The sequence below is a fragment of the Streptococcus mitis genome, assembly GCF_026782895.1.
Classification (GTDB): domain Bacteria; phylum Bacillota; class Bacilli; order Lactobacillales; family Streptococcaceae; genus Streptococcus; species Streptococcus mitis_CB.
Map to the genome: position 1 here is coordinate 364 of NZ_JAKUXJ010000010.1, position 15,759 is coordinate 16,122.

Sequence of the window (15,759 nt, forward strand, 5' to 3'; positions counted from 1 at the left end):
GGTGAACGCGGTCTCACCGGAGCCAAAGGTGAAAAAGGGGACCAGGGTGAACGCGGTCTCACCGGAGCACAAGGTGCCAAAGGTGAAAAAGGAGATCAAGGCGAACGTGGTTTAACTGGAGCACAAGGTCAAGCAGGACGTGACGGTGTTACTCCAACCGTAACCGTTAAAGATAATAAAGCTGACGGTACTCACACAATCACTATTAACGACGGTAGAGGTAATGTTACAAATACTATTGTAAGAGATGGTCTCGATGGAGCAAGCCCATTAGTTGCGACTCAACGAAATGAAGCAGATAAGACAACAACTGTTATCTTCTATTATGATCAAAATGGAAATAATGAATTAGATGCTTCTGATAAGAAATTAAAAGAAGTCGTTATTGCAGATGGAGCCAAAGGTGAAAAAGGGGACCAAGGCGAACGTGGTCTAACCGGAGCGCAAGGTGAAAAAGGAGAACGTGGAGACCGTGGTGAAACAGGAGCAGCGGGACGTGACGGAAAAACTCCAAAAATCACAACTGCTCGTGGAGCAGACGGTCGTAGTACTGATATTACATTTACTATTCCTGGTGAAGAACCTGTAACAGTTAACATTAAAGATGGTAAAGATGGACGTACACCAACCATCGACTTAAATGCCTTAGCTGAAGCAGCAGCAAGATTAAACAATCAAAGAAGCGGAAGAGTAAGAAGAGCTTTAGCAGACGCCCCATCTACAGCACCAGCAGAAAAACCAAGAGAAGGTACTCTTATTACAGCGTACTTTGATAACAATGGTAATGGTCGATACGATGAAGGTATAGATGAATTAATTGCAAAACAACCAATTTATAATGGTACAGACGGTGCCAATGGTGCAGCAGGTGCAGCCGGACGTAATGGTGCTGAATTATTAAGTGGACCTAAAGCACCAACAGCAGATGATGGTAAAGATGGCGACACTTATATCGATGCAACTACAGGTGATGTTTATAAGAAAGAAAACGGAACTTGGGATAAGATTGGTAACATTCGTGGACCTCAAGGTCTAAAAGGTGAAGCCGGAGTTGCAGGACCACAAGGGCTACAAGGCCCTAAAGGGGACAAAGGTGAACAAGGACTTCAAGGTCGTGATGGTCAAGACGGAGCACAAGGTTTACCAGGACGCGACGGACGTGATGGCGCAGCAGGTCGTGACGGACGTGATGGACGCGACGGTAAAGACGTCTTGAACGGCAAAGTTAACCCAGAAGCAAATCAAGGTAAAGACGGCGATAAATACGTTAATACAGAAACAGGCGACGTCTTCGTTAAGAATAACGGCAACTGGGAAAAAGAAGGCAACATCAAAGGCCCTAAAGGGGACAAAGGTGAACGTGGAGAAGATGGTAAGACTCCAGAAGTAACTGTAACTCCAGGTAAAGATGGCCATAGTACTGACATTACATTCACTGTTCCAGGTAAAGATCCAGTTAAAGTAAATGTTAAGGACGGAGAAAATGGTCTAAACGGTAAAACTCCAAAAGTTGATTTGCTTCGTGTCGAAGGACAAAACGGAAATCCATCTCATACAATTGTGACATTCTATACTGATGAAAACAATGATGGTAAGTACACTCCAGGAACTGATGAACTTCTAGGTTCTGAAATGATTAAAGATGGTGCTAAAGGTGCGGACGGACGTGATGGTAAATCATTGCTTACTGTCAAAGATGGTAAAGAAACTAAAGTTTACCAAGAAGATCCAGCACATCCAGGTCAACCATTGAACCCTGAAAAACCTCTTGCAGTTATTAAAGATGGAGTGGACGGTGTCTCTCCAACAGTAACAGCTGTTCGTAAGGATGAAGAAGGTCATAAGGGTGTAGAAATCACGGTGGATAACCATGATGGTTCACAACCAACTACAGTCTTTGTTCAAGATGGTGCTAAGGGAGAAACTGGTGCAACCGGTCAGGATGGACAAACTCCTACAATCACTACTCAACGTGGACAAGATGGCCAAAGCACTGTTGTAACTATCACAACACCAGGTAAAGATCCAGTAACCTTTACAGTGAAAGATGGTAAAAATGGTAGAGATGGACGTACACCAACTATTGACTTAAATGCATTGGTGGAAGCAGTTAGAAGAGGTGCTGGATCAACTTCTAATTCACAACCTTCTGGAACATCAAGAAGTGCAAGAAATAGAAGAGCATTACCAGATGAAGATAGAAGTGCAACTGAGTCATCAGGAACAGTACAACCAACAACTACAGATGCAACAGATTCACAACCAGTAAATGGTACTCGTATTACAGCATACTATGATAATAATGGTAACGGTAAATACGATCCAGGTGTGGATGAATTAATTGGTACAAGTGATATCTTGAATGGTACAAATGGACGTAATGGTACAGATGGAGCTTCTGGTACAGACGGACGTAACGGTGCTGAATTACTAAGTGGAGCTACTGCACCAACTGCTAAGGATGGTAAAGACGGTGATACTTATATCGACGCAAATACAGGTGATGTTTACAAGAAAGAAAATGGTTCTTGGAACAAGATTGGTAATATCCGTGGACCTCAAGGAGTAGCCGGTGAAAAAGGCGACAAAGGTGAAAAAGGTGAAAAAGGTGAAAAAGGTGAAAAAGGTGAAAACGGAGCTAATGGAGCAGACGGTAAATCACCAGTTGTAAATGTAACGGACAATGGAGATGGAACACACTCTATTACTGTTAGAAACCCTGATGGTTCTGAATCAACAACTAAAGTTAAAGATGGTAAAGACGGTAAAACTGCCAATATCACTACAACAGAAAATCCAGATGGAAGCCACACAATTACTGTAACAAATCCAGATGGAACAACTAAAGAAACAGTTGTTAAAAACGGTAAAGACGGTAAGACTCCAAAAGTTGAAGTAACGGATAACGGAGACGGAACTCATACTGTTAAAGTTACAGATGGAGACGGTAATGTTACCAACGCTATCATCAAAGATGGTAAAGATGGTAAAGCTGCAACAGCAACAACTACTGAAAACCCAGATGGAAGCCACACAGTAACAATTACTAACCCAGACGGAACTAAGAATGAGTTTGTTGTTAAGAATGGACGTGACGGTGTTGACGGACGTACTCCAACCGCATCTGTTCGTGATAATGGAGACGGAAGTCATACAATCGTTATTACAAATCCAGAAGGTGTGACAACTGAAACCACAGTTCGTGATGGTAAATCACCAAAAGTTACTATAACTGACGAACAAAATGGAACTCATAAGATCTCAGTTCTAAATGGAGATGGAACAACTACTGAAACAATCATTAAAGATGGTAAATCACCAGTAGCAACAGTTAGAGATAACCAAGACGGTACTTACACTATTCGTGTAGAAAACGGTAATGGTACTGTTTCTGAAACCACAGTTCGTGACGGTAAATCACCAACTGCTAAGGTTGTGGATAACGGAGATGGAACTCACACTATCACAGTTGTGAACTCAGACGGTACAACTACAACAACTACAGTTCGTGATGGTAAAGAACCAAAACTTGAAGTGATTGATAACAACAATGGTTCACACACTATTAAAGTAACAGGTGCTGATGGTAAAGAAACTACAACTACAATCTTTGATGGTAAATCACCAAAAGCTAACATCGTTGATAACGGAGACGGAACTCACACATTAACAATCGTAGATTCTGATGGTCGTGAATACAAATCTATTATCAAAGATGGTAAAGACGGCAAAGATGGCGTTTCACCAACTGTAACTGTTAAAAATAATAACGATGGAACTCACGTTGTAACAATCACTAATCCGGATGGAAGTAAGACAGAAATGGTGATTAAAGACGGTAAAGATGGTAAATCACCAAAAGTTTCTGTTGAAGATAATGGTGATGGTAGTCATACAATCACAATCATCAATTCTGATGGAACTGTGACAAAAACAGTTATTAAAGATGGCAAAGATGGTAGAGATGGACGTGATGGTCGAGACGGCAAAGATGGAAAATGTGGATGCCAAGACAAACCAGTAACACCATCAAATGACAAACCAGTTCCTCCAACACCTAATATGCCAGAAGGACCTAAATTTGCAATGCCAGAACCACCAGTTCATGAATTGCCAGAATTTAACGGTGGTGTGCCAGGAATACCAGAAGTTCACGAATTACCAGAATTCAATGGTGGAGTACCAGGTATGCCTGAAGTTACTGAAGTACCAGAATTAGATATTCCAACAGTACCAGTACAACCAACACCAAATGTACCGGTTAAACCTGTACCAGTACAACCAACACCAAATGTACCGGTAAAACCTGTGCCAGCGCAACCAACACCAAATGTACCGACACCAGAAGTGCCAGTACAACCAACTCCAGTTGTTCCAACACCAGAAGTACCGGTTAAACCAGTACCAGCGGTTCCAGAACAACCAGTAGTACCAACACCGGCTCAACCAGCAACTCCAGTAAATGCTAACCCAGTAGTACCAACTACAGTTAAAGAAAACCATGGGGACAAATTACCAGAAACTGGAAGCCAATCTGATTATATCTCTGTTCTTCTAGGTAGCGGTATTCTATTGAGCCTATATGTAGGTCGAAGAAAAGAAGATTAATCAGCAAAAAGCAGTCACTAATTTCTCGAAAGAAGATGATAAGTGATAGATCTCGAATGAAAGAATATTCTTAGAATGATTTTCCTATGATGGAAAAGACTGCTAAAAACCTTGAGTGGCAACGCTCAAGGTTTTTTTGGATGGCTGATGTTTGTCTGAAAATTTTGATTGAGTCTAAAAATGCCACCCTATTAGGTGGCGATAATTGATTTAGACTTCTTAAAATTCTCTATTTTTTACTGAACTGCTGCGAGCAAGTCTTGAGCTTGTTTTTCAATTGAGTTTAGGACTGTTTCTTCGAGAACCAATTTTCCGTCTGCCCAGGCAGAGTCGTTGACACGTGCAGCAGTGAAATCACCAACGACTTGTGTACGGATAAATGGCAAGAGGTCCTTGTAGATAGAGAAAAGTTGATCGTGACCTGCATTGGCTACAGATGATACTGTGACAAACTTGTCTTGAAGAGCAGAAGCGCCACGTGTATCAGATAAGTCAAGGGCACGAGATAGCCAATCAAGCAAGTTTTTCACTGTTCCAGGGATAGAGAAATTGTAGACTGGAGAGAAAATCCAGATAGCATCCGCAGCGAGAACCTCTTCACGAGCAGCAGCTACAGCTGGATGAGTTGGAACTTCCAAATCTTGGCTGAAAAGAGGAAGGGCTGAATAATCAAGATAGCTAACTTCTGCTTTACCAGCAAGTGCTTTCTCAGCTTCGAGGGCCATTTGGTGGTTGAAAGAACCTTGACGTAGTGATCCGACGATAAATAATACTTTTTTAGACATAATGTGTCTCCTTTTGCTTAAAATTTCGAGAACCCTCTTGTTGTTATAAAATATATTACAACAAAACAAAAGGACTTGCAAGAGATTTGCTCAGAGTTTATTTGAAAATTATAAAATTGCTGAAACTCTAGTCAGTTGCCACTGGAAAAGTAAGAACTGTTTTTTGGATTTTAGTTTTCTTTGATTTTATAGGAGTATTCCAATATTCTCTTGTAATATAATGACATAAGTGCTAAAATAAACAAGAAAACTAGCAATAGAAACCACAGAACAGCTATTTTCCGGTATCATTTCATAAATCATTAAAGGAACAATAATGGCATTGAAGAATGCTTCTAAAAGGGGTGGAGATCATGTAAGGCAAAGATTAACAAGTGACGGACAAAAGAAATAATAATACACTTGTTAAGGAGAAAAGATGTTAATAAGAAATTATCGGAAAAATATTGGCCTGATGGCCGGAGTTGAGTTTTTTGCATTTCTAGGGATTACCAGTTTTTGGATTCTCTTTCTCAGTCAAAACGGAATGTCTCTTTGGCAGATTGGATTTCTGGAGAGTATTTTTCATACGACCAGTCTTCTCTGTGAAATTCCATCTGGTATGTTAGCTGACCGCTATTCCTATAAGACCAACCTTTATTTAAGTCGTATAGCAGGGATTGTGTCTTCTATTCTCATGTTGGCTGGGCAGGGAAATTTTTGGATTTATGCACTAGCTATGGCGATAAGTGCCTTGTCTTATAATTTTGATTCGGGAACAAGCGCAGCAATGGTTTATGATTCAGCCGTGGAAGCTGGACTGAAGAAGCGTTACTTATCTATTTCAAGTTTTATGTCAGGAGTAGCAGAAGGAACTCGGTCTTTGGGGACAGTGTTGGCGGGATTTTTTGTCCATGGTCAATTGCACCTGACCTACTATATCATGATTGCAACCTCTATCATAGTTCTTTTCCTGATTTGGATGCTGAAAGAACCTAGTGTCAAGCTAGAAAAAGCTGATAGTGTGACCATGAAACATATTATTTGGACTGTTAAGGATGAGTTGAAGCGAAATCCTATGCTTTTCAACTGGATGATTTTGTCTCAGATTGTCGGAGTACTCATGTGCATGTTTTATTTTTACTATCAAAATCAGTTACCAGATTTAAGTAGTTGGCAAATTTCAGCAGTTATGCTACTTGGAAGTCTCTTGAATATCGTCGCAGTCTATCTAGCGAGTAAGATTGGAAAGAGATATGCCGCCTTGAAGCTTTTCCCTATCCTCGTGCTGCTGACTGGCGTCACCTATATGTTGTCCTACTTTGGAACACCTCTAATCTATATTTTGATTTATTTGATTAGTAATGCTCTATATGCTCTTTTTCAGCCGATTTTTGACAATGATTTGCAAGAGCGACTCCCAAGTGAAGTAAGGGCAACCATGCTGAGTGTCTACTCTATGATGTTTAGCCTAAGTATGATTGTCTTCTTCCCGCTGACAGGGTGGTTGATTGACAATTTAGGCTTTGTGCTAACATTTCTTTATCTAGGATTATTTTTAGTATTGATTAGCCTTCTACTGCCTGTCTTTTTAGGAAAAATGGCTAAAAGAATAGATGATAAAATGATTCCATAGATCAAAAAAATTTATGAAAACTTGAGTGCCAAGCTCAGGTTTTTTAATAGGTTGATTTTGGAGCTGCCTTTACTTTTCTTGCTCAGTTTTAAACAAGAAAAATCTGTTTGCTTTGAAGGAAGAAATAAAGTGCGTTTGTTCCTATATTCACTTGTAATAAAGCCCAATAGATGGTAAAATAGACGAGTGAAAAAAAGACAAAATAAAGCAAAAAATAATCTACTGTGGCAGTATGGTCTAGGGATGACGATTTTGTTTGTGGTTATCAGTGCTTCCTTTCTGTATCTGGTTTCTCTTAGCATGAAACCCTATCAAACAGCTAAAACTGAAGGAGAAAAATTAGCTCAGCAGTATGCAGGATTAGAGCAGGCTGATCAGGTTGATTTATATAATGGCTTGGAATCTTATTATAGCATTCTTGGTCGTAATAAACAGCAAGAAGCACTTGCTGTTCTGATTGGAAAAGATGACCATAAGATTTACGTTTATCAGCTAAATCAGGGTGTTTCACAAGAAAAAGCAGAAGCTGTTTCTAAAGAAAAAGGAGCTGGCGAGATTGACAAGATTACCTTTGGCCGTTATCAAGACAAGCCAATCTGGGAAGTCAGGTCAGGCTCTGATTTTTATCTAGTAGATTTTGAAACAGGAGCATTGCTCAATAAGGAGGGCTTATGAAACTATCCAAGCGTGTTTTAGAAATGGAAGAAAGTGTCACTTTAGCTAGTGATGCGAGAGCAAAAAAATTAAAAGCTCAAGGTAAGGATGTCCTTTTCTTGACCTTGGGACAACCAGATTTTCACACTCCTGAAAATATTCAGGATGCAGCAGTTAAAGCTATTCGAGAAGGACAGGCTTCCTTCTATACAGTAGCTTCAGGTCTACCAGAATTAAAAGCTGCGGTGAATACCTACTTCGAGCGCTACTATGGTTATTCTGTCGCAAGTAACGAGGTTACCTTTGCTACAGGTGCCAAGTTCTCCCTCTATACTTTCTTTATGGCTGTAATCAATCCTTTAGATGAGGTTATTATTCCAACTCCATACTGGGTTAGTTATGGAGATCAGGTCAAGATGGCAGAAGGGATTCCAGTCTTTGTTCAAGCTAAAGAAGACAATGATTTTAAAGTCACGGTGGATCAACTAGAACTAGTTAGGACAGATAAAACAAAGGTTTTGGTTCTCAATTCACCATCTAATCCGACTGGTATGATCTATACTCGTGAAGAATTACTAGCTATCGGAAATTGGGCAGTTGAGCATGACATTCTGATTTTAGCAGATGATATATACGGTCGCCTTGTTTATAATGGAAATGAATTTGTTCCAATCTCAAGTCTATCAGAAGTGATTCGTAAGCAAACTATTGTTATCAACGGTGTATCTAAGGCTTATGCCATGACGGGTTGGCGAGTTGGTTATGCGGTAGGTGATCCTGAAATCATTGCAGCTATGAGTAAATTGACGGGACAAACAACTTCAAATTTGACATCTGTTTCTCAATATGCTGCTATTGAAGCCTTAACAGGACCACAGGATTCTGTTGATATCATGCGTCAAGCTTTTGAGGAGCGTCTCAATACCATTTATCCGCTATTATGTGAGGTCCCAGGTTTTGAAGTCGTTAAACCACAAGGAGCTTTCTATCTCTTCCCAAATGTAAAAAAAGCCATGGAGATGAAAGGTTATACAGATGTGACTGACTTTACAACAGCTATTCTTGAGGAAGTTGGTTTGGCACTCATAACAGGAGCTGGCTTTGGAGCGCCAGAAAATGTCCGCCTCAGCTATGCGACAAACCTAGACACGCTCAAAGAAGCGGTTAAACGCTTGAAAGCATTTATGGGTAGTGAGAATGATTGATCATTTTGAAATTAAGGTAAAGGATTTACAAATTTCAGAAGGATTTTATAGGAGTTTTCTCGCCCCTTTGGGCTATAAATTGGCTTTTAAAACTACTTCTCTAATCAGTTTTCTTGCCCCAAATAGCCCTCATCCTGGTGGTGACTTTTGGTTAGCTCAGGGGACGCAAAATCCTATTCACTTTGCTTTCTTAGCAGAAAATAAGGAAGAGGTTCAAGCTTGTTATGAGGCTGGCTTAGGGGCAGGTGGGCTAGACAATGGTGCTCCTGGTTATCGCAGTGAGCATCCGATTTATTATGCTGCTTTTATGATTGATCCAGATGGGAACAATATAGAGGTGGTTTGCCATAAAGAATAAAAAAGAAAAGGAAAAATAATGACAAAACGTGTAACGATTATTGATGTAAAAGACTATGTTGGTCAAGAAGTGACGATTGGTGCTTGGGTTGCCAACAAATCAGGAAAAGGGAAAATTGCCTTCTTGCAATTACGTGATGGAACAGCCTTCTTCCAAGGTGTAGCCTTTAAACCAAACTTTTTAGAAAAATTTGGTGAAGAAGTGGGACTTGAGAAGTTTGATGTTATCAAACGCTTGAGCCAAGAAACGTCTGTTTATGTGACAGGTATTGTTAAAGAAGACGAACGTTCTAAATTTGGTTATGAGTTGGACATTACAGACATCGAAGTGATTGGTGAATCTCAAGACTACCCAATTACACCAAAAGAACACGGGACAGACTTCTTGATGGACAACCGTCACTTGTGGCTCCGTTCTCGTAAGCAAGTAGCGGTGATGCAAATCCGTAACGCTATCATTTATGCAACTTATGAGTTCTTTGACAAGAACGGTTTCATGAAGTTTGATAGCCCAATTCTTTCAGGAAATGCGGCAGAAGATTCAACTGAACTCTTTGAAACGGACTACTTCGGAACGCCAGCTTACTTGAGCCAATCAGGTCAGCTTTACCTAGAAGCAGGGGCTATGGCCCTTGGTCGTGTCTTTGACTTTGGTCCAGTATTCCGTGCTGAAAAATCAAAAACACGTCGTCACTTGACTGAGTTCTGGATGATGGACGCAGAGTACTCATACTTGACACATGATGAGTCGCTTGACTTGCAAGAAGCTTATGTGAAAGCTCTTCTACAAGGTGTTCTTGATCGTGCGCCTCAAGCCTTGGAAACATTGGAACGTGATACAGAACTCTTGAAACGCTACATTGCAGAGCCATTCAAACGCATCACTTACGATCAAGCTATTGACCTCTTGCAAGAGCATGAGAATGATGAAGATGCTGACTACGAACATCTTGAGCATGGTGATGACTTTGGTTCGCCACACGAAACGTGGATCTCAAACCACTTTGGTGTGCCAACATTTGTCATGAACTATCCAGCAGCCATCAAGGCCTTCTACATGAAACCAGTTCCTGGAAATCCAGAGCGCGTGCTTTGTGCAGACTTGCTTGCACCAGAAGGCTATGGAGAAATTATCGGTGGGTCTATGCGTGAGGAAGACTACGATGCATTAGTTGCTAAGATGGATGAACTTGGCATGGATCGTACAGAATATGAATTCTACCTTGACCTTCGTAAATACGGTACAGTTCCACACGGTGGATTTGGTATCGGTATCGAACGTATGGTAACCTTTGCAGCAGGAACAAAACACATCCGTGAAGCTATCCCATTCCCACGTATGTTGCACCGTATTAAACCGTAAATAAAAAATCAAAGTAAGAGGTCATATCGGTCTCTTACTTTTTTAGAATTAAATTTCTAGAAAACACATTGATATATATATATATATATATATCAAAATTTCCTACATATTTTGCATATAAACGTAGACAATTTAATTGAAATAATGTTATAATGTAAATTAGGGATTAAGTACCTAAGTGTAGCTGCTTTAATGTATAAATTAAGCTGGAAATGGAGGCGTTTTCTAAATACTTGGGTGTAATTCCGCAATTAACATATATTTTAAAAAAAGGAGAAACCATGTATTCAAGAATGGAAAAAAATCACGGACAAAAAGTGCAGCGCTTTTCAATCCGTAAATATAGCTTTGGAGCAGCATCAGTAGCTGTAGCAGCATATATGATGTTTGGTGGAGCAGCAACTGTTCAGGCGGATGCTCAAGTTACACCAAAGACGGCATCTGATTCACAAACAGTCCCAGATGCAAGTAATCAAGCAGATTCAACCATGCCTCTAGCTTCGACTGGAACTGCTACACCAACAGCTGAGCAACCATCAACACCAGCGCCTGCAGCAACGCAACCAACAGCACCGACTGAAACACCAAAAGCCGAAGAAGCTCTAGCACCAGCTTCAAAGGCTGACACAAGCAAATTGGAAGCAGCTATTGCTCGTATGGAAGCAGCTCTTGAGAAAGCAGGTCTAACTGAAAAGACTGCCTCAGCCATTGAAGCAGCAAAAGCAGAACTTGCTAAGGCTCAAGCCCTTTTGTCAAACGATAAAGCGACACAAAAAGAAGTTGATTTTTCAACAAGTTCATTGAAAAACAGAGCTTTCGTTGTTGAAAGTATGCCAAAAGCATCTGCAGACAAGAAAGAAAACAAAAACCAAGATTCACGTAATGGAAAAGCTATTCCAGGACAAGGTGAAAGTGGATTTAGAGATGGAGCTGCAACAGCTAATCCAATTATTCCTGCTACTGAAGGACCAACAAATAACAATAAATTAGGTTCAGGAAACAACCCAGCTGATGGTGTATTTGAAAGTGCAAAAAATCAATTTGGTGATATTGATTTTGCTAATGCTACAGAAAAAAGTAAAGAAGTTAAAAAACAATGGTCAAGATCCACTGCATCTCAAGGTGGGAATACTGAAATTTTAGGTAGTTTAACTTATAACTGGAAAGAAAAAGAAATTACCGCAGCAGAAGCTAACGATAATAATGCCTTGAATGGTTGGAAAATTGAAAGTGGAGAAAAAGTAACTGCAGTTAAACCTGAAGCACCAACTAATGTTTCAGCTAATCGTCCAGCAGGTTTTGATCCTAAACCATCGAAAGTATATGATTTAGATGGGAAAGTTCCTCAAAGAGATAATGAAGTTGAATCACCAGGACACCCACTTGGTGTAAATGCCGCTAACCAAAATTATGCTAATGGTGTGAACTACTCAGGTATGGTAGGTTCTCATAATTTACCGAAAGGATATTATCTAGAATTAGGAAAACAAGGTACGAAAATTTCGAAAGAGTACGCAGTAAATGGAAATTCTAGAGTGATGCTAAGTACTATCACAGGTGGTGCTTATGGTAATGCAGGAACTGCTGGCACAGGTGAAAAAATAAAAATCACTGTTAAAGACGACAAAGGAAATGTAATTGCTAGCATCAGAGATGACCGTACGATTGGTGAAAAATTCGAAGAATCACATATTTCTGCACCTGCTGGTGATGGAGGAAATGGTGACGGTTGGGCTGAATACCGTGCTATCTATGAAATTCCAAAAGATGTCACAAAAATTAAAGTTGAAATTGAAGCTTTAAATGATGGTACAGCGATTAATAATTCATATTTACAAGGAACAAATAGTAAGGTAACAGATGGTTACTTCGTTGGTGCTGTTAACTTGGCAGTTGGTACTGGTGTAGAAATGACTACCAATGTTAAAAGCAACAAGAAGGAAGGTAAGTTCGGAGAAGATAATCTGTATAAATCAAAACAAACAGGTGAATTCGAATTTACAGTAAACAGTGTTGGTGGAACTCGTCTATACGGATCTGCCGAAACAGAAATCGAAGTTCCTAAAGGGGTAGAGCTTCCAAATAATATTACCAATCCAACAGGATGGGTTTGGTTTGGAGATACACCGGTTGCTCCTAATAATATCCAATGGGATCCAGCAACTAGAAAATTAAGATTAAAATATAATACATCAAAATCTAATAACGGAGACGTTCCATATATCGGTGTAGGTTCTAATGGTGGTAAGAATGATGGAGTTCGTAAATTTAGATTACCATTTACTACTGCTGACGATTATAAAGGTACTGCAACATTTAAAGTAAGAACTTATTTACCAAATGGTATGAGAGATGCAGAAGATAATGCTGCGTTAAATACTGGAGATGTTTCTAATGCTGATGGTAAATATCATCCAGTAGTAAATGGTGTGAGAAACACTGATCAACCAGACTACTACTACAATAAAACGATTTATATTGATACAGTTAAGCCACAAACTCCAACAGTAGAAGCAGTACATACAGACAGTGTTACTGGAGAAAAAACTGATAAAAAACAACCAACAGAATTATTAATTTCTGTACCTGCAGAAAAAGATCCTAACTTAACAGATGAAGCTAGAGAAAAACAAGATATTGCAGCTAACGATAAAAATAATGGAACCACTCGTAATGCTGATACGGAAGTAGACAATATTAAAAAAGCTATTGGTGGCTTAACTTCAATGAAAGTTACTTTACCAAATAGTAAAACACCGATTACATTAACGAAAAAAGAAGACGGTTGGTATAACGGTGAAACAAAAGTAGAAGTACGTGATGGTAAATTAGTTGTACCAGTTCCTGCGGGTACTGATTTAACAGAAGCAAATGAGACAACTAACCCAGATAAACGTATTCAAGTTACAGTCTTGGATAAAGCAGGAAACGAATCAGATCCAGCTTATGGAGATGTTATCAATAATGCTCCAACTGTAGAAACTAAGAAAAAAGATATCTATGTTTATAAAACTCCAGCAGATAAAAAGTTAACAGCTGATGAAGTACTTAAAAAATCAGAGGCAACAGCAACTGACTTAGAAGATGATCGTGATGGTGTTGATTCTACTAAACCAACGATTGCTGTAAGTAATGACGGTGGGTTAGATTCAACAAAACCAGGAGATTATACAGTAAGAGTTCAGGCTACCGATAGTGAAGGTAAAAAATCTAATATTGATACTACAACAGTTCACGTATTAGACTTGATTACAGTAGATCCAACAGTAACAGCTGACCCAACAAATCCAAGTACAACAGCTCCAGTATCTCCAAAAACAGCTGATACACCAGTTAAACCAGGAGATGAAAATTATGGTAAATACCCAGCTGGGGTAACACGTGATGACTTAGTTAAAGAAGTGACACGTACGGTTAAATTTATCAATGTTAATGATAAAGATAATTCAAACGCTCAACCTATCGACCCAGAAACGGCTCCAGATAGAGTTCAAAAAGTAACTTACAAACGTACAGCAACTGTAAACCCAGAAACAGGTGAAGTAAAATACTCTGATTGGACTGTTTATGAAGGAGCAGAAATATCAGATGCTTCAGCAGAGGATGGAAAAGGTAAATTCAATGAAGTTACTTCTCCAGTAATTGAAAACTACTTACAAGTAGAGCCTGCTGATAAAACTATCGCAGAAAAAGAAGCTCCAACACCATCTAAAACAGGTGAAGTTACTAATGAAGTAGTAAAAGTTCTTTATAAAGAAATTGGATCATTTACACCTGAGTATCCAGCTGGTAAGAAACCACAAGATGCACCAGATACAATTAAATATCCTAACAATCCAAATGATCCAACAAAACCTGGTGATTTCAGTAAGGTAGTTATTCCTTATGTAGATGGATATGTTCCAACATATAATGGAGTAGAATTAACACCAGTTGATCCTGCAGATCCATCTAAAGGATACAAAGTTCCAGACAACTTTGACCCAACTGATAAATTCGGTAAAACTCCAATTCAATATGCACCTGGAATTCAAAAAGCTACAGTTAACTTTGTTTCTGTAGATGCAGCTGGTAAAGAAACACCATTAGATGAGAAGTTTAATATTACTGATCTTTCAGGTAAAGCTGGAACACAAATTCCAGAAGATAAAATTCAAGCTCGTCTTGATGTGTTAAAATCAATGGGTTACACAGTTAAAGAAAATCCATTCGATCAAGATCCAACATTTGATTCTGATTCAGATAAAGATCAAAGCTTTACAATTAAGTTAACTCCAAAAGTTTCAACACCAGGCACTATCTATGTAGTAGATGGAAATAAACCGGAAGTTGAAAAAGTAAAAGTTGCTGTTAAAACAGATGGAACTGAAAAAAATGTAGATGAAACTAAACTTCCTGATACAAAAGATAAGGCTGGTCAAGAAGTTAAAGTTCCTGTAGAAGTAACATATGGTACAGGTGATAATACACGTAAAGAAACTGTAGAAGTAACTGCTAAAGTTGTTAAAGGTAATCCACAAATTATTCCTGTAGATCAAGGACAACCACTTGCAGAAAACAGCATTAACAAAGGTGATTATCCAGAGGGAGCAACTTTCGAATACGAAAAAGTTGACGGAAAAGATCCGGTAAATATTTCAGAAGCTGGAGATTACCCAGTAAACGTGATCGTTAAGGATAAAGATGGTAACGAATTAGTAAAAGTACCAGCAACAGTACGTGTAGTTGGAGCTTATAGACAGTATGTGCCTGTTGATACTAAACCTGAGACAGTCTTGGCTAAAGATAATATTGATCCAGAAGAGTTTCCAGAAGGAACAACATTTGAGTACAAAGATAAAGATAATAAACCAGTAGATACAAAAACAACAGGAGATAAAGATGTTGTTGTTGTAGCAAAACTTAACGGTGAACCAATTGCAGAAATTCCAGCGAAAGTTACTGTAGTAGGTCCTAAGACTCAATATGTAGTAGCAAATCCTGATAATACTCAACCAACACCAGCGGATAGCCTTGTAGATAAAGATAAGTATGGTTTCCCTGATAATGCTACTTTTGAATATAAAGAGAAAGTAGATACAACAACACCAGATACAGATGAACAAAAAGATGGAAAAGATGTAACTGTAGTTGTTAAAGATGCTGATGGTGATACAATCGTAGAAGTACCAG

8 protein-coding genes are annotated in these 15,759 nt (G+C 39.1%); 7 read left to right on the top strand and 1 reads right to left on the bottom strand.

Features of this window, described 5'->3' with window-relative positions:
• Window positions 1-4,608 (top strand): collagen-flanked surface repeat-containing protein (locus tag MK480_RS10000; RefSeq protein ID WP_268707613.1); only part of this gene is annotated, 4,608 nt, incomplete at its 5' end.
• 236 nt (window positions 4,609-4,844) lie between these two features.
• Here the strand turns inward: MK480_RS10000 and MK480_RS10005 are convergent.
• Window positions 4,845-5,393 (bottom strand): NADPH-dependent FMN reductase, encoded by a 549-nt coding sequence (locus MK480_RS10005; RefSeq protein ID WP_084923128.1) that lies wholly within the window; start codon window positions 5,391-5,393, stop codon window positions 4,845-4,847.
• Window positions 5,394-5,811: 418 nt separating this feature from the next.
• On the opposite strand from MK480_RS10005, the gene MK480_RS10010 reads away from it, so the two are divergent.
• The 6 genes from MK480_RS10010 to MK480_RS10035 form a co-directional block, all read left to right on the top strand.
• Complete coding sequence (locus tag MK480_RS10010; protein WP_268707614.1) at window positions 5,812-7,008, top strand: MFS transporter; 1,197 nt, start codon at window positions 5,812-5,814, stop codon at window positions 7,006-7,008.
• Window positions 7,009-7,194: 186 nt separating this feature from the next.
• Entirely contained in the window at window positions 7,195-7,683 is a 489-nt protein-coding gene (locus MK480_RS10015) for a cell wall elongation regulator TseB-like domain-containing protein (RefSeq protein ID WP_268707615.1), read from the top strand.
• The gene (locus tag MK480_RS10020) at window positions 7,680-8,867 is read left to right on the top strand and encodes a pyridoxal phosphate-dependent aminotransferase (protein ID WP_268707616.1); all 1,188 of its coding nucleotides are present in this window, start codon (window positions 7,680-7,682) and stop codon (window positions 8,865-8,867) included. Before MK480_RS10015 ends, MK480_RS10020 begins: the two co-directional genes overlap by 4 nt.
• Window positions 8,860-9,225: a VOC family protein gene (locus MK480_RS10025; RefSeq protein ID WP_261097041.1), complete on the top strand. Its 366-nt coding sequence runs from the start codon at window positions 8,860-8,862 to the stop codon at window positions 9,223-9,225. Before MK480_RS10020 ends, MK480_RS10025 begins: the two co-directional genes overlap by 8 nt.
• Window positions 9,226-9,243: 18 nt before the next feature.
• Window positions 9,244-10,587, top strand: coding sequence for an asparagine--tRNA ligase (gene asnS / locus MK480_RS10030; protein ID WP_020902243.1), 1,344 nt, complete (start codon window positions 9,244-9,246; stop codon window positions 10,585-10,587).
• A 281-nt stretch (window positions 10,588-10,868) separates the two neighbouring features.
• Window positions 10,869-15,759: YSIRK-type signal peptide-containing protein (locus MK480_RS10035; protein WP_268707617.1), on the top strand; the 4,891-nt coding region annotated here is incomplete at its 3' end.

What these genes read in the sequence shown, in the direction of transcription:
- MK480_RS10005 (WP_084923128.1), bottom strand. Translation starts at nt 5,393, where the DNA reads ATGTCTAAAAAAGTATTATTTATCGTCGGATCACTACGTCAAGGTTCT.
- MK480_RS10010 (WP_268707614.1), top strand. Translation starts at nt 5,812, where the DNA reads ATGTTAATAAGAAATTATCGGAAAAATATTGGCCTGATGGCCGGAGTT.
- MK480_RS10020 (WP_268707616.1), top strand. Translation starts at nt 7,680, where the DNA reads ATGAAACTATCCAAGCGTGTTTTAGAAATGGAAGAAAGTGTCACTTTA.
- MK480_RS10025 (WP_261097041.1), top strand. Translation starts at nt 8,860, where the DNA reads ATGATTGATCATTTTGAAATTAAGGTAAAGGATTTACAAATTTCAGAA.
- asnS (WP_020902243.1), top strand. Translation starts at nt 9,244, where the DNA reads ATGACAAAACGTGTAACGATTATTGATGTAAAAGACTATGTTGGTCAA.